Genomic DNA, 20227 nt, shown 5'->3' with positions numbered 1-20227 from the left:
CCCACCTCCGAAGCTCGTGCACCGAGGCCTTTTTACCCCTGCGCGTCGGCGGCGAGGAAGAGGAGGGTTTCGGTGCGGCCGCGGGCGCCGGCTGCGGGCCATGCTTCGGCGGGGGCACCGGCGATCACCTGGGCGGCGGCTTCGGCTTTTTCGGGGCCGCTGACCAAGAGCCATACGTGGTCGGCGCGGACGATTGCGGGCAGGGTAAGGGTGGCGCGTTCCGCCGGGGGTTTGGGGGAATCCGTGACGGCGAGGGTGAGGCGTTCTTGTTCGCGGACGGCGGGGGTGTGGGGGAAAAGGGAATTGATGTGGCCTTCGCCGCCCATGCCAAGTAGATGGAGGTCGAACCCGTGGGGTGCGTGTGCGGCGAGGGTTTCGGCGTAGGCTGCTACCGCGGCGTCGAGAAGCAATTCGCCGAGGCGCCAGCCGTGGATGTGGGCGGGGGGAATGTCCACGTGGTCGAGCAATGCCTCGCGAGCCTGGCCTTCGTTCGAATCTGGGTGCGATGGTGGGACGTTGCGTTCGTCGCCAAAGAAGACGTGGATGCGGGACCAATCGACGCCGTCGAGGGTGCGGAGTTCGCGCAATGTGCCGATGCCAGCGCCGCCACCGGTAACCACCACGCGGGCGAAACCATCGCCGGTGGCCTGGGCGGCAACGATAGTATCGCGGGCTTTTAGCGCCGCGTGGCGGGCGAGTTCGTCTTTATCGGCGACGGGGACAACGGTGACCATCAGGGTTCCTAACTATTGTTCGAAAGCGTCTACGTAGCGCACGCGGGACAGGCCGCGGAGGGCCCGGGCGTAGGCCTTATCGGGGTCCAAATGCCGCAGCTCCTCGGCCAAACAATCCGCGGTGCTGCGCGGGCCGAGCGCCACCAGCGCCTCCTGGTGCCCGGGCACATTGACGGAAAGGGTCTGGCAATCGCTGACCTCGATGGTGATCTTGGAAGCGTCGTCACGGATCAGCTCCACGCGGGACACGGGGAAGCATTCATTGCCCTCATCGTCGGTGGGGATCGTGTCCTGCGGGGTGGATTCGCGGATAATGTTTACCCCCAACCGATCCGCCAGCCACCCTGCGGCGAGGTCGGCGCTGGGGCTATCGGCGGGGCCGTAGACCGCGGCGTCGACAATCGCTTTAAACGGCGGTTGGTTTAGGCTCGCCGCAACAATGCCGCGCCAGGGGGTAATGCGCGCCCACGCCATATCGGAATCGCCGGGCGTGTATTGCGTACGCCGGCGGTAAATCGAATCTTCTGGCGGATCGAAGCGGGCGTCCGTAATGCGGCGCTGCGCGATAAGGCCGATCGGATCCACCGCCGGATTCATCGGCGCGACCGACGGCCACCACGCCACAATGGGGGTATCGGGCAAGAGCAGGGGGGTGGCCACCGCGGCCATATGGTTGGCCACCTCGCCCTGGAGGTGGATCACTACGATCTCCGCGGCTCCCGCGTCGCCGCCCATGCGGATCTGGGCATCCAGGCGGGATTCGCCGGTGCGTTCGCCCGCGATCAGCAGTAGCACGCGGGAAGGGTGCTCGCGGGTGGCGTCCGTCAGGCAGGTGACCAGCTTTTCAATCACGTCATTGGCGCTGGCCACAACGATTAAGGTGAGCACGCGGCCGGTGGCTACCTGGGTGCCGGTTTCCCGAATGGCAACGAGCTGCCTGGCGATCTCATGGGTGCCCGTATCGGGGAGGTCAAAAATCATGGTTGCCTTTCCAAAACTGTTAAGGGCGCCGCCACGTGCGGCCGTTGCGGGCCAGCATACGTTCCGCGCTTTCCGGCCCCCACGTGCCGGCCTCGTAATCGTCCGGACGCCCGTGCGCGGCCCAGTATTCCAGGATCGGGTCCAGGATCGTCCAGCTCAGCTCCACTTCCTCGTTGGTGGGGAAGAGGCTGGACTCGTCGAGCAGGGCGTCTAGGATCAAACGTTCGTACGCTTCGGGGGATTCTTCGGTGAAGGATTCCGAATAGGAAAAGTCCATGTTCACGTCGCGGACTTCCATGGCGGAGCCGGGCACCTTGGAGCCGAAACGCATAAGCACGCCTTCGTCCGGCTGCACGCGGATGACCACGGCGTTGGGGCCGAGGGCGGAAATCATGCCGTCTTCGAACGGCAAATGCGGGGCCGGTTTAAACACCAGTGCTATTTCCGTAACGCGGCGGCCGAGGCGCTTACCGGTGCGCAAATAGAACGGCACGCCGGCCCAGCGGCGGGAATGGATCTGCAACGTGCAAGCGGCAAAAGTTTCGGTTTCCGAGTTTTCATCGAAGCCGTCCTCCTCCCGCAGGCCGCGCACCTTTTCGCTGCCCTGCCAGCCGGCGGTGTACTGGCCGCGCGCCGTGGTTTTGGCCAGCGGATACACGGGCGAGGTGGCGCGCAACACCTTCACCTTTTCCGCCTGCAATTCGCGCGGCGTAAAGGCGATCGGCTCCTCCATGGCCACCAAGGCGAGGAGCTGGAGCAGGTGGTTTTGGATCACATCGCGGGCGGCGCCGATGCCGTCGTAATAGCCGGCGCGGCCGCCGAGGCCGATGTCTTCGGCCATGGTGATTTGCACGTGATCGATATAGTGTGCGTTCCAGAGCGGGTCGAACAATTGGTTGGCAAAGCGCAGCGCCATGATGTTCTGCACCGTTTCTTTGCCAAGGTAGTGGTCGATGCGGAACACCGAGGATTCCGGGAACACCGAATTCACAATGTGGTTCAGGTGCCGCGCGGACTCCAAATCGTGCCCGAACGGCTTTTCGATGATCACCCGGCGCCAGGTGCCTTCTGGGCCTTCCGCCAGCCCGGAGCGCTCCAATTGATGGCACACATCTGCGAAAAAGTCGGGAGGCACCGAGAGGTAGTAGGCCCAGTTTCCGGCGGCGGCGGAAATGCCGGCAAGGGTGTCCGCGAGGGCGTCGAAATCCGCGTCACGGTCAAAGGTGCCGGTGACAAACTCCATGCCTTCGGCCAACCGTTCCCACACGTGCGGGCGAAAATCAGTGCGAGCACCCGCGGTGACGGCGGCGCGTACATACTCCTGAAAATCCGCCTTCGACCACTCGCGTCGCCCGTAGCCCACCAGTGCGAACCCGGGCGGCAGCAGGCCGCGATTGGCCAGGTCATATATGGCGGGCAGCAGCTTTTTGCGCGCTAGATCGCCAGTAACGCCGAAGATGACCATCCCGGACGGCCCGGCGATGCGCGGTAGCCGCTTGTCCGCACTGTCACGCAACGGGTTGTCGGGCATGCCGAAGTGTGAGTTGCTCACGTAGTGTCTCCCAAACTGTCAGACTTCGCTGGGTATGTTACCCCGCCAAACGATTGTTCATGGAGTCAAGGAGCTCAGTCCAGCTAGCCACGAACTTTTCGACGCCCTCCCGCTCCAGCACCGCGAACACATCGGCGAGGTCCACGCCCACCGTGTCCAGATCCTTCAGCACCTGCTGCGCTTGCTCGCCGGCGCCCGTCAGGGTATCCCCATGGAGGCCGCCCTGTTCGAGCAAAGCGTCGATCGTGGCCTCCGGCATCGTATTCACGGTATCCGGGCCCGCCAGCTCGGTTACATACATGGTTGCGGGATACTCCGGGTTTTTTACGCCCGTGGACGCCCAGAGCGGGCGCTGTACATTGCCCGGCGCGTCGTCGAAAAGCTCTTTGAACGCTTGGTAGGCGAGCTGCGCATTGGCCACCCCCGCCTTGCCGCGCAGGGCCAGGGCCGCGGGCGTGCCAATCTCCTCGAGGCGGCGATCCACCTCCGTGTCCAGCCGCGACACAAAGAACGAAGCCACCGAATGGATCTTCGAAATATCGACACCTTGTTCGGCCGCGCGGGCGAGCCCATCCAGGTATGCGGCGACCACCTCGCGGTAGCGGCTCACGGAGAAAATCAGCGTCACGTTCACGCAGATACCCTCGGCTGTGACATCGGACACGGCGAGCAGCGACTCCGGGGTCGCCGGGATTTTGATCATTACGTTCGGACGGTCCACGCGTTCCCACAGCTGGCGGGCCTGCGCTACCGTGGCGTCGCGATCATTGGCGATCCGGGGGTCAACCTCGATGGACACGCGGCCATCCTTGCCGCCGGAAGCGTGGTAAATATCCGCCAGTACGTCGCAGGCGCGGCGCACGTCCTCGATGGCCATCGCATACACCGCACGCTCGGCTTTTGCCCCCTCGGCGCGGAGCTGCGCAAGCTGCTCATCGTAGGCGGTGCCCGTGGTCATGGCCGCCGCAAAAATCGCGGGATTTGTGGTCACGCCCACCACGGCCTTGGTGCGAATCACCTCCTCCAAATTGCCGGTGTTCAGGCGCTCGCGGGACAGGTCATCCAGCCAGCAAGAGGTGCCTAGTTCGCGCAATTGTTCGAGGTGATTCATGGTGTCTTCTTCCTGGTAGTGGGGACGGGCGGGCTACACTGCCGCGATGGAGTCGTGCGCGGCGGCCACGACAGCATCCACGGTAATACCAAATTCGTCGTAGAGCTTCTGGTAGGGGGCGGAGGCGCCGAAATGCTCCAGCGACACCGGGCGGCCGGCGGTGCCCAGCAGGCGGTACCATGGCATGGCCACGCCGGCCTCTACGGACACCCGTGCGGCAACGTCGGAGGGGATCACAGATTCGATATACTCCGGGTCTTGCTCGAGGAACCAGTCCAGGCACGGCACGGAAACCACGCGCGCGGCGATGCCTTGTTCCGAAAGTTTCTTCGCAGCTTCCACCGCGAGGTGCACCTCGGAGCCGGTGCCCATTAGGATCACGTCCGGCTGCTCGCCGCCCGCCACGAGCACGTACGCCCCGCGCGCGACGCCTTCCGCGGCCTTCTCCTTGGTGCCCTCAAGCACGGGAACATTTTGGCGAGTAAGCGCAAGTCCTTTCGGGCCGGCCTTATACTCCAGCGCCGTCTTCCACGCGGCGGCGGTTTCATTGGCATCCGCCGGGCGCAGCATGGACATTTCCGGGATGGCCCGCAGCGTTGCCAGTTGTTCCACCGGCTGGTGGGTGGGGCCGTCCTCGCCGAGGCCGATGGAATCGTGGGTCCACACATAGTAGGCGTCGGTGCCCATTAGTGCGGCTAGTCGAACAGCTGGTCGCATGTAGTCGGAGAAAATCAGGAACGTGCCGCCGTACACGCGGGTGCCGCCGTGGAGGGCGATGCCGTTCATGATCGCCGCCATGGCGTGTTCTCGAATACCAAAGTGAATGTTGCGCCCGTAAGGTTCCGCGGTCCAGGTGTCCGTGGTGATGTCGCGCGGGCCGAACGAGGGCGATCCCTTAATCACAGTGTTGTTCGATCCCGCCAGGTCCGCGGAGCCGCCCCACAGCTCGGGCATGGTTGCGCCGAGCGCCTGCAACGTGGCTTCCGACGCCTTTCGGGTGGCCACGGATTCGCCAGCGTCCCAGGTAGGAAGCCCGTCCGCGAAACCTTCCGGAAGTTCCCGGGCGGCGAGACGGGTGAAAAGGGCGTGGCGTTCCGGGTTGGCGGCCGCCCACGCATCGAACTGTTGTTCCCATTGAGCGTGCTTATCGACGCCGCGTTCCACCAGCTTGCGTGTATGCGCAATGAGCTCGTCCGTCATGGGGAACGAAACCTCTGGGTCGAATCCCAGTTCGCGTTTGGTGGCGGCCACTTCTTCCGCCCCAAGCGCGGCACCGTGGACACTGCCCGTGTTCATCATGGTGGGGGCGGGGTAGCCGATGATCGTGCGCACCCGAATAAAGCTTGGGCGCGGATCCGCCTTCGCCGCTGCGACCGCTTCTTCGATGGCGGTGATGTTTTCGCCGCCCTCGATCTCGATGATCTGCCACCCGTAGGCGCGGTAGCGTGCGCACACATCTTCGGTAAATGCGATGGCGGTATCTTCTTCGATGGAGATGCGGTTATCGTCCCAGAACACGATCAGGTTGCCCAGTTGCTGGGTGCCGGCGAGGGAGCAGGCCTCCGCGGTGACACCCTCTTGCATATCGCCGTCGGAGGCGATCACGTAGATGTAGTGGTCAAACGGGGACTCACCGGGCGCGGCGTCCGGGTCGAACAGGCCGCGCTCGCGGCGGGCCGCCATGGCCATACCCACGGCGGAAGCCAAGCCTTGGCCGAGCGGGCCGGTGGTGATCTCCACGCCATCGGTGTGCCCATACTCGGGGTGACCAGGGGTTTTCGCACCCCAGGTGCGCAGGGCTTTCAGGTCATCCATTTCTAGGCCGAATCCGCCGTAGTACAGCTGGATGTACTGGGTCAGCGAGGAGTGCCCGCAGGACAGCACGAAGCGGTCGCGTCCCGCCCACTTCGGGTCGGTTGGATCCAGGTTCATTACCCGCTGGAACAACGTGTAGGCCAACGGGGCCAAGCTCATGGCGGTACCGGGGTGACCGGAACCGCACTTTTGCACTGCGTCCGCAGCGAGGATGCGGGCGGTGTCAACGGCGAGGGTGTCGAGCTCATTCCAGTCGGCTGGGTAGTTACGGGTTGTGAGAGCCTGGAGTTCGGGCGACAGAGTCACGGTGGCCATCCTTGCTTCTGATTAAGAAATGTGTTCAATGCGCAGCCGGACTGCGGCATACGTCCGTCATAATTGTAGTGCGATTATTCGAATGGTGCCGGATTGGGTGAACCACCTTGTGAGGGATACCATGGCTTCGTTGCGTATTCTTGATACGAATTCCCTTTACTGAAAACTGTGCTGGAGGAAAACCCTTGGAGACGATCAAGGCCTACATCGCGCTGACGAAACCAAGGGTCATTGAGCTACTGCTGGTAGCAACTATCCCCGCGATGCTGCAAGCCGATCGTGGCGAAAACCAGATTGGTTTGATCTTGTTGACGCTGGTCGGCGGCTGGATGGGCGCCGCCGCCGCAAACACCTTCAATATGGTGGCGGATTCGGACATCGACAAGGTGATGAAGCGCACGGAACGCCGCCCCCTGGCCAAAAAAACCGTGTCTGACCAGCAGGCTACCGTCTTCGCCTGGACCCTCACGGTGGTCAGTTTCCTATGGCTGTGGCTGCTTTGCAATTCCTTGCTTGCGGCGCTATTTGTCATGGCAACAATCGGGTTTTACATTTTCATTTACACAAAGTGGCTAAAACGCAGCACCCCACAAAACGTGGTTTGGGGCGGTGCCGCCGGCTGCATGCCCGTCATGGTCGGCTGGGCCGTTATCACCGACAACGCCGATGTCCCCTCCCAATGGTGGCAGGCCATCGTCCTCTTCCTAGTCATTTTCTTCTGGACCCCACCCCACACCTGGGCGCTCGCCATGCGCTACCGCGAAGACTACGAGGCGGCAGGGGTCCCCATGATGCCAGTGGTTCGCAAGCCTGTTCAAGTAACCGCACAGATTGTCTGGTACACGGTCGCCACCGTCATCACTACCTTCCTCCTGATCCCCGCCGCTGGCTGGATCTACGCCGTCGCCGCCGTGATTGCCGGATTATGGTTCTTGGTCGCGGCGATCCGCCTCCATGTTGCCGTGAAAAATGGTGCCGAGGTCAAGCCGATGCGCTTGTTCTTCTTGTCCAACAACTATCTCTCCCTGGTCTTTGTGGCACTTTCCGTCGACGCCGTCCTTGGCCTGAACACACTCGCTGAAATTCTCTAGTCGGCGTGCCGCAGCAATAGGTAGTGCACTTCACATGAAGTTTTTTTACACACAAATCCCGGATTCTGTGTAATTTTCATCATCTGGGGCCGCCCTAGGCCGCCGCCGCGATATTTTTTACACAGATTTCGGGATTTTGATGTAAAAAATATCGGTAGACACCGTTCAACTCCCGGTGGCGCGATAGGTTGAACGCAACCGACCATATCAGAATGGCGCGTTTAACCCAATTTGGCCATGGTCGAGTAAGGGTCGCCATTTTTGGGGGCTTAGCGGAGCTCCTGCGGCGTTTTCCCAATAAGCTTTTGGTCAAAAAATATATTGGCCGCAGTCGGCCTGTTGAGGGTCGGCGCGTGTTGCATTCCGCCACGAGATGAGGGTGTTCGGCGGGGGACAAGCCAAGTGTGTGGGTGTTACGTGATTTGATGGTTCGGCCCGAGGGGCCTTGCGGTTCGATGATTCCGTGCTGGGGGCCCGGTTGGCTATCGTCGAGGATGGGTTGTGTACGGCGCATGAAGTTTTTTACACACGAAAGCCGGATTCTGTGTAATTTTCATCATCTGGGGCCGCCCAGGGCCGCCGGCGCGATATTTTTTACACAGATTTCGGGATTTTGATGTAAAAAATATCGGTAGACACCGTTCAACTTTCAGCTAGGGGATAGGTTGGTGGCAACATACCATATCAAAATGGCGCATTTTATGTAGCTCGGCCATGGTTGAATAAGGGTAGCTAGCTTCGAGGGCTTAGCGGGCCTCCTGCGACGGTTCCTGGCAAGGTTTTGGCTGGGAAATATATGGGGCACGACTGGCCCAGTGGATGCTTGGCAGGAGGGAGCGCCTTGTCGGCGCAGCGGGAAGGGATGCGCCCCAATCTCGGCTGCCCGTCTTCAGCGGAGGAAGGCCCGGAGAGCCCCGCCCCGCCGAGGTCCCACCGGAATTAGCCTGGCCAGCTAAAAGCCAACCCGGCGGCCCCAACTAACCCAAACCCCGCCGAAACCCAACCCGGCGTTAGGCAAACCTAGTGGATGTCTAGGACGATGGAGCCCATCGTGCGGCGGGCTTCGAGGTCGCGGTGGGCTTGGGCGGCGTCGATAAGCGGGTAGGCGCCGCCGATGGTGATGGTGAGGGTGCCTTCGAGAACTGCCTGGGTGACGGCCTGGGCGCGCTTGGCGAATTCGCCTTCCTGTGCGGTCCAAGCGCCGATGGAGGGCCGGGTGAGGAAGATGGAGCCGTGGGTGTTTAGAAGCTGCGGGTCGAAAGGCTCCACGGGGCCGGAGGCGGCGCCGAACAAGCATACGGTTCCGCGGGGGCGGACGGCCTCGAGGGATTCCATAAACGTGGACTTGCCTACGCCGTCATACACCACGTCTACACCCAAGCCGCCGTTGTGTCGGCGCACCTGCTCGGCGAGGTTGTCGGAGTAGCGGAAGACTTCATAAGCGCCAGCTGCGCGCGCGGCGGCTTCCTTTTCGTCGGAGGAAACCACACTGTACACACGTGCGCCTTGTGCGGCGGCCATTTGGGTGGCCATCAGCCCGACGCCGCCGGCGCCTGCGGTGATCAGGCAAGTATCGCCAGGCTTGAGTTCGGCGACGCCATTGGTGAGGTAGTGGGCTGTGATCCCCTGGAGCAGCATGGATGCCGCTTCGTGGGGGCTGATGCCCTGCGGCACCGCTACGACCCGATCCCGCGGGACGCACACTTGTTCGGCGTAGGAGCCGAAGCCGTCGCACCAGGCGACGAGGGTGCCGGGGGAGATTTCGCCTTGTGGGTCGTGGAGGACGCGGCCGGTTCCCTCCAAGCCGGGGATAAACGGGGTGGCCGCGTGGTAAATCCCCTCCCGATAATAGGTGTCGATGTAATTCACGCCCGCGACGTCGACTTCGACGAGGACTTCGTCGTCTTGCGGCGTAGGCGCGGGAACCTCAACGAGTTGCAGAACGTCTGGTCCACCGGTTTGGGCTACATGTATGGCTCGCATACTTGCCCATGGTAACCCGAATTACACGCTTGCCGCTGTGATTTTCGCATCGCCTTCGGGGGAACCCGTGAGCGTATCCACCGGGGTGCGGCTTTGGTGGCAGGCGTACAACATGCCGGTAAAGGCACATACGACGCCCGAAAGGCCGACGTGAACGGGCACGGTCCAGCGTGGCACGCCCCAGTTGTATTGGATGATCCCGATGGCGGCCTGCAGCACGATAAAGCCAATCAGGGTCCAGCCGAGGTTAAGGGCGCGTTTATTGGCGGAGACGGTAAGCAGCGCCACCACCAGGCCGATGGTGAGGCCGAGGTAGAGGTACATTGCGTGGGCGTGCAGGTGTGCGATCTCGGCGATATCCACTTGGAGGCGGCCCTCCATGCCCACGCCCTCGTCGCCGGAGTGCGGGCCGGCGCCGGTGACCATGGTGCCGGTGATCAGGACCACCGCGAGGGAAACGCCGGAGCCGACGGCCAACCAGCGCAGCGGGGCGGGGTAGAGCGGGACCACCGCGCCATTATCGGGTTCGGCAATGCGTACGACGAGGATGGCGGCCAGCCACACCAGGATCATGGAGGGCAGGAAGTGAAGGGCGACGGCCCACCATTGGAGGTCTAGAAGCACGGAGATGCCGCCGATCACGGCTTGGACGATAATGCCCACACCTTGGGCGAAGGCGTGGTACACCACCTCTTTGCGGCGTTTGGCCCGCAGCACGGAGATAAAAAGCGCCAGCGCGAGGGCGACGAGGACGAAGGTGAGCAGCCGGTTGCCAAATTCGATGGCTTGGTGGATCCACGGCGCGGCGCCCGCGACGGGGACCAGGGAGCCTTCGTTGCAGGTGGGCCAGGTCGGACACCCCAACCCTGATCCGGTCACACGGACGATCGATCCGGTGACGGTAATGCCGGCCTGCGCGATCAAGAGGCAGATGGCCAGCAATCGCTGCGTGCGAAGAAGCGGGAAACGTGGGGGTTTGGGTGTAGTCACAAGGGTTATCTTAAGCAGTAAAACGGAAGAAACGCGACGCGCTGATGCCGCCGACTAAAAACCAACAGGCGAGCACGCCGATTTCCAGGGTGGGAATTCCGCCGTCGAAGGCGCGGGCCAGGCCTTGGGCGAGCGCCACCGAGGGCACCCATTCGAGCCCGCTGCCGCCCCGCAGCATGACGTAGCTGGCGGTGCCGAGCAGGATAAACCAAATGAGGTTGGCCAGGGCCAGCACCATTTCGGAGCCGAGGGTGCCGCCGAAAAGCAGACCGAGGGAGGCGAAGGCCGCCACGCCGAACGCCAGTGTGACCGCCGCGGCGAATAGGGTGGTGGGGTCGACGGTCCAGCCGAGCAGCAGGGCCGTGCCGCTGAGCAGCACGGTTTGCAGGGTGACCACGGCCAGCACGGCCACGATTTTGCCGCAGATAATGGTCCAGGCCGGCACCCCGGAAGCGCCCATGCGTTTCAACGCCCCGTAGCGCCGGTCGAAGGCAACCCCAATGGATTGCCCGGTAAAGCCCGAACTCATGGCGGAGATCGCAAGCGTGAGCGGAAATACCTTGGGCAGCGGGTCCTCGATAAGGGGCAGCGTGGATAGGGCGATCAGCATGGTCATGGGGATGACCAGGCTGAGCAATTGTTGCTCGCCGTGGCGGAGGAATAGCAGGGATTCGATGCGGGCCTGGGCCAGCACCATTTTCACGGTGGAGGCGCGCCCGGTGTCCGGCACGAATGTTCCAACGGGGAAGTCCATGTCAATTCCTCATCTCTCGGCCGGTGATTTCCAGGAACACATCTTCGAGGCTTTGGCGGTCTACCTCGAGGGAATGGATCAATACGCCCTGCTCCGCGGCGCTGCCCGTCAGTGCGTAGATCACCTCCGGGGTGGCGGCGGCATCGATGCGATAGCTTAAGGGGCGGTTCACGGTGAGGGTGGCGTGAAAGGGTGCGAGCGCGGCGTCGACAAGCGCGGTGTCGAGGTCAGCGTTGGTTTCGATGGTGATCGAACCGTGCTCGGCGCGGGCCGTGAGCTCGGCGGGGGTACCCTGGGCGACGGTGCGGCCGCGATCGATGATCATGACTTGGTCCGCAAGCGCCTCCGCCTCGTCCATCAGGTGCGTGGTCAAAACCACCGTCACCCCGTCGCGCCGCATGCTGCGGATCAGCTGCCACACGGCGCGGCGAGACTGGGCATCAAGCCCGGCGGTAGGCTCGTCTAGGAACACGAGTTCGGGGCGTCCGATCAGCGCACAAGCGAGCGACAGGCGCTGCTGCTGGCCGCCGGAAAGCCGACGGTACGAGGTCCGCTGATGGCGCTGCAGGCCAACCAGCTCGATGAGCCAGTCCACGTCCATCGGATTACGGCTAAACGACGCCACCAATTGCAGCATCTCTTTGACCTTAATCCCCGGATACGCCCCGCCGCCTTGCAACATGATGCCGATGCGGCGTCGCAACGCGTCGGTATTGTGCACCGGGTCCAGCCCCAGCACACGAATCGTCCCTGACGTGGGCTTTTGAAAGCCTTCGCACATCTCGATGGTGGTAGTCTTGCCCGCACCATTCGGGCCGAGAAGCGCAAACACACTAGCTTCCGGAACCGTCAATGAAAGGCCATCCACGGCCACGGTAGGCCCGAAAGCCTTGACCACGTCTTTCAGCTCAAGGGAGTGGTTAGTCACGGCTTACAAGTGTACGCGGCGACGCAGGAACAACCATAAAATGCCCAGCGCCGCCAGGAAACACACCAATGAAGTGAGGTAAATAGACACCACCGTGCCCGGCTGCAAGGCGAGGCCACGCGGCAGCACAAAGAAACTCATAAGCGAGCAATAAACCATGGCTGGGGTGCGAAAAAGCTGTCGGTTAGCCCAGGCGGCAAGCGGAACGATAGCCCACAATACGTACCAGGGGTGCACGACCGGGAACAGCACCACCAGCGCCAGCGTGGACACGCCGAGGCCGCCCACAGGGTGAATCGTGCCGCGATAGGTGGCAAACAACATGCGGACCATAAACCCGGCGGCGACGAGGACGCCCACCCCGCGGGTGACCACCAGGATCGCCTCCGTGTGATTGCCGAGCCCTAGGTACATGCCGAGCGTGCCGGCGCCGAGGCCGATATCCGTGGTGATGGACATCCAGCTATGGATCTTCGCGGCGCCGCCCTGGCCGCTGATCCAGCCGAGGTTAATGCCGGTGACGAGCGTGACCAACGCGATCGTGGACACTAGAACTGCAGTTTGAATCGCCACGGCCGTAGCGATGGCGCGCAATGTCCCCCAATTGCGGTAATGCAAGCCGCGGGCCAAGGCCATGCCAATAAACCCAAGCGCCAAAAAGCCGGTGACCTTGACCATGCCCGCGCAGGCAATGCACACGCCGCTGAGAACCAGCAGCCGCGCCGCGCGGTGCGAGTAGCCCAGGATGGAAATCCAATCCACGGCCCGCAGCCCGAACTCCAAGCCCACCATGACCAGGCCGAGCATAATGGCCTCATTGTGAATACCCCCGACCAGGTGCAGCAGGGTGAGCGGGTTCAATAACCCCAACCACAACGCCGCCTGCACGCTCACATCGCAGCGGCGGGCCAGCTTTACCAGCGACCAGCCGACGGCCGCCAAACCCGCGATGGATATCGCACGGTGGGCGAGTACGCCCCACACGATGGAATCCTGGGTGAGCCAACTAATCGCAGCGGCGAGCCCGAGCGCCACCGGGCCGTAAGGCGAGGGGGAGTGCGACCAAATGTACGGCACGGAGCGGGCCAGCACATTATCCGCGCTCAGCAGGTCGACTGGGCCCGCGGAATAGGGGTCCATGCCTTGCGCGACGATGGACCCCTGGGCCAAATAGGAATAGATATCTTGTGTGAATAGCGGGGCGGTGAAAAGCAGCGGGGCCGTCCAGGCGACGAAGGTGCGGCGTAGCATGGAGACGGACACCCTACGGTCGGACCCGATGCCAACGAACGGTGCCATGAGCACCCAGGCGGTGACAAAGAACCCGACGCCGACGAGCACCACGACGGATGAGGTTTGCAGCATTCGCCCCATGATCGAGCCGCCGGGGAATTCCGTATACGGGTTGTCGATGACAGGTAAGGCTCCCGCGCCGAGTGCCCCCAACCCCAACATCAGGGTGCCTATGGTGCCCAACCAGCGCAGGGCCGCGAATCTGCTGATCTCGGCGAAGGTGAGGCTGTGTTTGCGGCTGACCGGCAGCAAGTCCATGCCGCTGGCCACGGTAATTACTCGGGAACGGGTGAGTTCCACATCTTGCGGCGCTTGCCCTTCGTGCAGCGCGGCCGAACGTGAACCGGCTGTACCGAGCCGGGGTAATTCGGCGACAAGCGACTTAAAGAATCGGAACACATAAGACATCCTACGCAAGGCAACTTGCACCATTGGAATGAATTAGGGAACATAAGTGTTGTCAAATACTGACACCACCAAATGAACGCGGACCTATTGAGGAGGTGTGAATAGTGGCGGAACCAACGCGATCTGGCGAAGGCGACACCCGTAGGCAAATCATGTTGTCGCTGCTAGAGCACGGCCCGGAAAGCGCTTCGGATTTGGGTGATCAGCTCGGCCTTTCGGCCGCTGGTGTAAGACGACACTTGGACATTTTGGTCGAAGAGGGGATTGCTGAAGTGGCCCCTACCCGCGGAAACCAACAACGCGGTAGGGGACGTCCCGCAAAATCCTTTCGACTCACTGATAAAGGTCGTGCACAATTTGGGCACGGCTATGATGCTCTCGCAACGCTCGCTTTGGAAGCTCTTAGGGAAACCGGGGGAGACTCCGCCGTGCGGGAGTTCGCGCGTAAACGCATTTCGGCCATCGTCGAGGGGATTAGCCCCGCGGAGGTGTCCGAAGAATCCATCCAGGCCACAGCCCGGGCCTTGGCGGAGGCGTTTGCGGCACACGGTTACGCAGCCACCGTGCATCGCGCGGCGGGTGGCGTGCAAATCTGCCAACATCACTGTCCCATCTCGCACGTGGCTTCCGCGTTTCCGGAATTGTGCGAAGCGGAGCACCAGGTGATTGCGGAACTGTTGGGCCAACACGTGCAGCCCCTGGCCACCATCCCCGGCGGCCACGGCATCTGCACAACGAATATTCCTTTGACTCCCATACAACATTCTCCTGATGAAAGGAGCGGCACATGACTCAGGCAACTGAACAGGCTGTTCCGCGTACTGATGAAGAGATCATCGAATCAATCGGTGCGTACAGCTACGGCTGGCATGACTCTGACGCGGCTGGCGCTGCCGCCAAGCGGGGCCTGAACGAAGCCGTCGTCGCCGATATTTCCGCTAAGAAGAACGAGCCGGAGTGGATGCTGCAAACCCGGCTCAAGGCGCTGGACATCTTTGAAAAGAAGCCGCTGCCCACGTGGGGCGCGGACCTGTCCGGCATCGATTTTGACAATATTAAATATTTCGTGCGTTCCACCGAGCGCCAGGCCACCACCTGGGACGAGCTGCCGGAGGACATCAAGAACACCTACGACAAGCTGGGAATCCCGGAGGCGGAAAAGCAACGCCTCGTCGCCGGCGTCGCCGCGCAATACGAATCCGAGGTGGTCTACCACCAGATCCGCGAGGACCTGGAATCCAAGGGCGTGATCTTCCTGGACACGGATTCCGCCCTCAAGGAGCACGAGGACCTGTTCCGCGAGTACTTCGGCACCGTTATCCCCGCTGGTGATAATAAGTTTTCCGCCCTGAACACAGCGGTGTGGTCCGGCGGTTCCTTTATCTACGTCCCCAAGGGCGTGCACGTGGATATTCCGCTGCAGGCGTATTTCCGTATCAATACGGAAAACATGGGCCAGTTCGAGCGCACCCTGATCATCGTCGACGAGGACGCCTATGTGCATTACGTCGAGGGCTGCACCGCGCCGATTTATAAGTCGGATTCGCTGCATTCGGCCGTGGTGGAGATTATCGTGAAAAAGGGCGGCCGCTGCCGTTACACCACGATCCAAAACTGGTCGAACAACGTGTACAACCTGGTCACCAAGCGCACGAAGTGCGAGGAGGGTGCCACCATGGAGTGGGTCGATGGCAATATCGGCTCCAAGGTCACCATGAAGTACCCGGCCGTGTGGCTCACCGGCCCGCACGCTAAGGGCGAGGTATTGTCCGTGGCGTTCGCGGGTGAGGGTCAGTTCCAGGACACCGGTGCGAAGATGGTGCACCTTGCGCCGTACACATCTTCGAATATTGTGTCTAAGTCCGTGGCGCGCGGCGGCGGTCGTGCCGCGTATCGCGGGCTGGTGCAGATTAATTCCAATGCGCATCATTCCACGTCGAACGTCGAGTGTGACGCGCTGCTGGTGGATAATATTTCGCGCTCCGACACCTACCCCTACAACGACATCCGCAACGACCACGTTTCGCTCGGCCACGAGGCGACGGTGTCGCAGGTTTCGGAAGACCAGCTGTTTTACCTGATGAGCCGCGGCGTCGCGGAGGATGAGGCGATGGCGATGATTGTGCGCGGCTTTGTGGAGCCGATCGCCAAGGAGTTGCCCATGGAATACGCTCTGGAGCTCAATCGCCTCATTGAGCTGCAGATGGAAGGATCGGTGGGCTAGATGACCACCCCTGTGAAAAACGCTACCTACCACAACACGAAGGGTGACCTGTTCACTTCGTTCGACGTCGCCGATTTCGATGTTCCGAAGGGCCGCGACGAGGTGTGGCGTTTTGTGCCTCTGCGCCGGTTGCGCGGGCTCCACGACGGCACCTTTGCCCCCGCCGTTACCCCCGATGTGCGTATCGACGTCCCGGATTCCGCCGTCGGCGTCACAGTTGAGCGTGTCGCGCGTGACGACGTCCGGCTGGGCCGCGCCGGCGCTCCCGTCGACCGTATTGCGGCTCAAGCTTGGACCGCGATGGAGGGTGGTTATTTGGTCACCTTTGCCAAGGGCACCGTGAACCCGGACCCGGTGACCATTACGGTGACCGGTCGTGGCGATGATGTGACGTCGTTTGGTGTGCTTGCCATCGATGTTGAGGATGGCGCCGAGGCGATGGTGAATCTGCATTTCGTGGGTTCCGGCACGCACGCCGATAATCACGAATACATCGTGGGCGATAATGCGCGCCTCACCGTGGTGGTGCATGAGGATTGGAACAACGATGCGATTCACATGGCCAACGAGCGGGCCGTTCTGGGCCGCGATTCGGTGTTCCGCCATAATGTCGCCTGCTTTGGTGGCGGCATCGTGCGCCTCGTTCCGCAGGTGAAGTTTACCGCCACGGGTGGCGATGCGGAGCTGCTCGGCGTGTATTTCGCCGATGATGGCCAGTTCTTTGAGCAGCGCCTGCTTGTGGATCACGCCGTGCCGAATTGCCGTTCGAATGTGCTGTATAAGGGCGCGCTGCAGGGCGACCCGACCAGCTCGTTGCCGGATGCCCGCACCTCGTGGATCGGCGATGTGTTGATCCGTTCGAATGCGCAAGGCACCGACACGTATGAGGCCAACAGGAACCTCGTGCTCACTGAAGGGGCCCGCGCCGATGCGGTCCCGAACTTGGAGATCGAAACCGGCGAGATCGCCGGGGCCGGACACGCCGCTACGGTCGGCCGGTTTGACGATGAACAAGTTTTCTACCTCCTGTCTCGGGGCATTACCAAGGATCAGGCGCGCCGCCTGATCGTGCGTGGTTTCTTCTCCGAAGTCATCAACCGTATCCCCGTTCCTGCCGTGCGCGAAGAGTTGGAAAACCGTATCGCCGCCGAGCTGGAAAACACCGAACTCTAACTCCAAGGAAACAACTTCATGAGCACTCTGGAAATCCGCAATCTCACCGCACAGGTGCGCCCCACCGATGAATCCGCCGAGCCGAAGCAGATTCTCAAGGGCGTAAACTTGACCATTAACTCCGGCGAGACGCACGCCATTATGGGCCCGAACGGCTCCGGCAAATCTACCCTGTCCTATACCCTGGCGGGGCACCCCAAGTACGAGGTCACCGGCGGCGAGGTGCTGCTCGATGGCGAAAACCTCCTCGATATGGAGGTGGACGAGCGGGCCCGCGCCGGCCTGTTCCTGGCCATGCAATACCCGGTGGAGGTCCCCGGCGTATCCATGTCCAATTTCCTGCGCACCGCCGCCACCGCCGTGCGGGGCGAGGCCCCGAAGCTGCGCGATTGGGTCAAGGAGGTGCGCGCCGCCCAGGAAGAACTCGCCATCGATAAGGCGTTCGCAGAACGCAGCGTCAACGAGGGGTTCTCCGGTGGTGAAAAGAAGCGCCACGAGGTGTTGCAGCTCGGCCTGCTGCACCCCAAGTTCGCCGTGCTCGATGAGACCGACTCCGGCCTCGACGTGGACGCGTTGCGCGTGGTGTCCCGCGGCATCAATAACTACAAGGAGCGCGATAACGGTGGCGTGCTGATGATCACCCACTACAAGCGAATCCTAGAATACGTCAAGCCCGATTTCGTTCACGTGTTCGCCGACGGCAAGATCGTTACCTCCGGCGGCCCCGAACTCGCCGATGAGCTCGAAGAATACGGCTACGATCGCTTCCTGTGATGACCTCCTTTGTGTATGACGATGGCACGCTAAACACCGACGCGATCCGCGCGGAATTCCCGATCCTGGCCCGCCGGGTTCGCGGCGACGTCGAACTGACGTACTTGGATTCGGGCGCGACGTCGCAACGCCCTGAACGGGTGTGGCGTGCCGAAGAGCAGTTCGTGCTGAACACCTTTGCGCCGGTGCACCGCGGTGCGTATTCGCTGGCGGAGGAAGCCACCGATGCGTACGAGGATGCCCGCCGCCGCATCGCCGCATTCGTGGGCGCGGAAACGGACGAACTGGTGTTCACTAAGAACGCCACCGAGGCGCTGAACCTGGTCGCCTATACGCTTGGCGACGATCGCGCGCAGATCGTCTCCGCCGGCGATACCGTGGTAGTCACCGAGCTGGAACATCACGCGAATCTGGTGCCCTGGCAGGAGCTTTGCCGCCGCACGGGGGCGCAGCTGCGCTGGTATTCCGTCACCAAGGACGGCCGCATCGATCTGGATTCCCTGGAATTGGATGACACGGTCAAGGTTGTTGCCTTCACACACCAGTCCAATGTCACGGGTGCCATTTCAGACGTGCCGGAAGTGGTGCGCCGCGCCCGCAAGGTCGGTGCCTTGACGGTGCTTGACGCCTGCCAATCCGTCCCGCACATGCCGGTGAATTTCCACGAACTGGGTGTCGATTTCGCCGCGTTTTCTGGGCATAAAATGCTGGGGCCTTCGGGCGTCGGCGTGCTGTATGCACGTTCGGAAATCCTGCGGGATCTGCCGCCGTTCTTAACCGGAGGTTCCATGATCGAGGTGGTGACCATGGAAGGCTCCACCTACGCGCCGCCGCCGCACCGCTTCGAGGCCGGCACGCAAATGACCAGCCAGGTGGTGGGGCTGGGCGCGGCCGTGGATTTCCTCACCGAAATCGGAATGGAACACGTGCGCGATCACGAGCATGCCTTGATTGACTATGCGATGGCGCAATTGCAAAGCATCCCGGGGCTGCGTATCGTCGGCCCCACCGATGCCAGCCAGCGGGGCGGCGTGATCAGCTTTACCGTCGAGGGCATTCATCCGCACGACCTCGGGCAGGTCCTGGACGAGCACGGCGTGTCCATCCGCGTGGGCCACCATTGCGCGTGGCCGATCCACCGCAGTTTGGGCGTACGTGCGACGGCGCGGGCATCGTTTTACCTGTACAACACCACGGCGGAAGTGGATCGGCTGGTGTCCGCGATTCGTGCGGCCAAGGAATTTTTTGGAGTGTAATTGAGACTCGAGCAGATGTACCAGGAAGTGATCCTGGACCACTACCGCCACCCGCAGCACAGTGGACTTCGCGAGCCCTTCGACGCCGAAGTGCACCACGTGAACACCTCCTGCGGGGACGAGCTCACGCTCCGCGTCCGATTGTCCGAAGACGGCAGCACCGTCGCCGATGTATCCTACGAGGCGGAAGGGTGTTCCATCAGCCAGGCGTCTACCTCCGTGATGGCGGAGGAGATCGTCGGCTGCACCGTCGAAAAAGCGTTGGAAAAGCTCGCCGCCTTTGAAGCCATGATTACCAGCCGTGGGCAGGACGAGGGCGACGAGGACCTTATTGGGGATGGCATCGCCTTTTCCGGGGTGGCCAAATACCCCGCCCGGGTGAAATGCGCCCTCCTTGGTTGGAAAGCCTTTCAAGCCGCCACCGCCGAAGCAATGGAGAACTCATGACCGACCAGCCAGAACACGTTTCCGAAAACGAAGAACCCGATATGCGGGTCAAGCCGGAGCAATCCGAAGCCGATATCGCGCTCGCCTCAGACGTCGAGGAATACCTGCGCGATGTGATCGACCCCGAACTCGGTATCAATGTCGTGGACCTCGGGTTGGTCTACGATGTGTGGATTGAAAACGGCACCGAGGCCGTCGTGGATATGACCCTGACCTCCCCGGCCTGCCCGCTCACCGATGTGTTGGAAGACCAGGCGGAGACCGCCGTGGTGGGCAACGGCATCGCCAGCAAGCTCACCTTGAATTGGGTGTGGCTTCCGCCGTGGGGCCCGCACATGATCACCGAAGACGGCCGCGATCAATTGCGCGCGCTCGGCTTCTCCGTGTAGCAGCAGCTC

The 20227-nt window shown here is 62.2% G+C and carries 18 protein-coding genes; 8 read left to right on the top strand and 10 right to left on the bottom strand.

Annotation, left to right across the window (positions count from 1 at the left end):
* Window positions 1-32: 32 nt before the first annotated feature.
* From pgl to tkt, 5 genes are read right to left on the bottom strand one after another with little or no spacing between them, the layout of a single operon-like run.
* A complete protein-coding gene (pgl, locus tag CCANI_RS07345) occupies window positions 33-734 on the bottom strand; it encodes a 6-phosphogluconolactonase (RefSeq protein WP_146323220.1) in 702 nt (233 codons plus the stop codon).
* A 12-nt stretch (window positions 735-746) separates the two neighbouring features.
* Window positions 747-1715, bottom strand: a complete 969-nt coding sequence (locus tag CCANI_RS07340; RefSeq protein WP_146323219.1) for a glucose-6-phosphate dehydrogenase assembly protein OpcA — start codon at window positions 1713-1715, stop codon at window positions 747-749.
* Between the two features lie 19 nt (window positions 1716-1734).
* Window positions 1735-3246 carry a glucose-6-phosphate dehydrogenase gene (gene zwf / locus CCANI_RS07335; protein ID WP_146323241.1) on the bottom strand — a complete coding sequence of 504 codons (1512 nt, stop codon included), beginning with the start codon at window positions 3244-3246 and terminating at the stop codon, window positions 1735-1737.
* A 58-nt stretch (window positions 3247-3304) separates the two neighbouring features.
* Entirely contained in the window at window positions 3305-4378 is a 1074-nt protein-coding gene (tal, locus tag CCANI_RS07330) for a transaldolase (protein WP_146323218.1), read from the bottom strand.
* A 33-nt stretch (window positions 4379-4411) separates the two neighbouring features.
* Window positions 4412-6499 (bottom strand): transketolase, encoded by a 2088-nt coding sequence (tkt, locus tag CCANI_RS07325; protein ID WP_186749998.1) that lies wholly within the window; start codon window positions 6497-6499, stop codon window positions 4412-4414.
* A 194-nt stretch (window positions 6500-6693) separates the two neighbouring features.
* Here tkt and CCANI_RS07320 point away from each other — a divergent pair, with 194 nt between their 5' ends.
* Window positions 6694-7599, top strand: a complete 906-nt coding sequence (locus CCANI_RS07320; RefSeq protein WP_146323216.1) for a heme o synthase — start codon at window positions 6694-6696, stop codon at window positions 7597-7599.
* Between the two features lie 1020 nt (window positions 7600-8619).
* Here the strand turns inward: CCANI_RS07320 and CCANI_RS07315 are convergent.
* From CCANI_RS07315 to mptB, 5 genes are read right to left on the bottom strand one after another with little or no spacing between them, the layout of a single operon-like run.
* A complete protein-coding gene (locus tag CCANI_RS07315; RefSeq protein WP_146323215.1) occupies window positions 8620-9582 on the bottom strand; it encodes a quinone oxidoreductase family protein in 963 nt (320 codons plus the stop codon).
* A gap of 21 nt (window positions 9583-9603) precedes the next feature.
* Entirely contained in the window at window positions 9604-10572 is a 969-nt protein-coding gene (locus CCANI_RS07310) for a COX15/CtaA family protein (protein WP_246118134.1), read from the bottom strand.
* Between the two features lie 10 nt (window positions 10573-10582).
* Entirely contained in the window at window positions 10583-11326 is a 744-nt protein-coding gene (locus CCANI_RS07305) for an ABC transporter permease (protein WP_186749996.1), read from the bottom strand.
* A gap of 1 nt (window position 11327) precedes the next feature.
* A complete protein-coding gene (locus CCANI_RS07300; RefSeq protein ID WP_146323213.1) occupies window positions 11328-12254 on the bottom strand; it encodes an ABC transporter ATP-binding protein in 927 nt (308 codons plus the stop codon).
* Between the two features lie 3 nt (window positions 12255-12257).
* Window positions 12258-13946 carry a polyprenol phosphomannose-dependent alpha 1,6 mannosyltransferase MptB gene (gene mptB / locus CCANI_RS07295; protein ID WP_425457302.1) on the bottom strand — a complete coding sequence of 563 codons (1689 nt, stop codon included), beginning with the start codon at window positions 13944-13946 and terminating at the stop codon, window positions 12258-12260.
* A 113-nt stretch (window positions 13947-14059) separates the two neighbouring features.
* On the opposite strand from mptB, the gene CCANI_RS07290 reads away from it, so the two are divergent.
* From CCANI_RS07290 to CCANI_RS07260, 7 genes are read left to right on the top strand one after another with little or no spacing between them, the layout of a single operon-like run.
* Window positions 14060-14746: a helix-turn-helix transcriptional regulator gene (locus CCANI_RS07290; RefSeq protein WP_425457301.1), complete on the top strand. Its 687-nt coding sequence runs from the start codon at window positions 14060-14062 to the stop codon at window positions 14744-14746.
* Window positions 14743-16179 carry a Fe-S cluster assembly protein SufB gene (gene sufB / locus CCANI_RS07285; RefSeq protein ID WP_146323210.1) on the top strand — a complete coding sequence of 479 codons (1437 nt, stop codon included), beginning with the start codon at window positions 14743-14745 and terminating at the stop codon, window positions 16177-16179. The genes CCANI_RS07290 and sufB overlap by 4 nt, the downstream gene beginning before the upstream one ends.
* On the top strand, window positions 16180-17352 hold the full coding sequence (gene sufD / locus CCANI_RS07280; protein WP_146323209.1) for a Fe-S cluster assembly protein SufD: 1173 nt from the start codon (window positions 16180-16182) through the stop codon (window positions 17350-17352).
* 18 nt (window positions 17353-17370) lie between these two features.
* Window positions 17371-18126: a Fe-S cluster assembly ATPase SufC gene (sufC, locus tag CCANI_RS07275; protein WP_146323208.1), complete on the top strand. Its 756-nt coding sequence runs from the start codon at window positions 17371-17373 to the stop codon at window positions 18124-18126.
* Complete coding sequence (locus CCANI_RS07270) at window positions 18126-19382, top strand: cysteine desulfurase (RefSeq protein WP_146323239.1); 1257 nt, start codon at window positions 18126-18128, stop codon at window positions 19380-19382. Before sufC ends, CCANI_RS07270 begins: the two co-directional genes overlap by 1 nt.
* Complete coding sequence (gene sufU / locus CCANI_RS07265) at window positions 19383-19829, top strand: Fe-S cluster assembly sulfur transfer protein SufU (protein WP_146323207.1); 447 nt, start codon at window positions 19383-19385, stop codon at window positions 19827-19829.
* Window positions 19826-20218: a metal-sulfur cluster assembly factor gene (locus CCANI_RS07260; RefSeq protein WP_146323206.1), complete on the top strand. Its 393-nt coding sequence runs from the start codon at window positions 19826-19828 to the stop codon at window positions 20216-20218. The genes sufU and CCANI_RS07260 overlap by 4 nt, the downstream gene beginning before the upstream one ends.
* The last annotated feature ends 9 nt before the right edge of the window (window positions 20219-20227 follow it).

Source organism: Corynebacterium canis, assembly GCF_030408595.1.
Taxonomy (GTDB): Bacteria; Actinomycetota; Actinomycetes; order Mycobacteriales; family Mycobacteriaceae; genus Corynebacterium; species Corynebacterium canis.
Note: the sequence above shows the minus strand (reverse complement) of the source record. Positions and strands in the feature narration are given on the sequence as shown.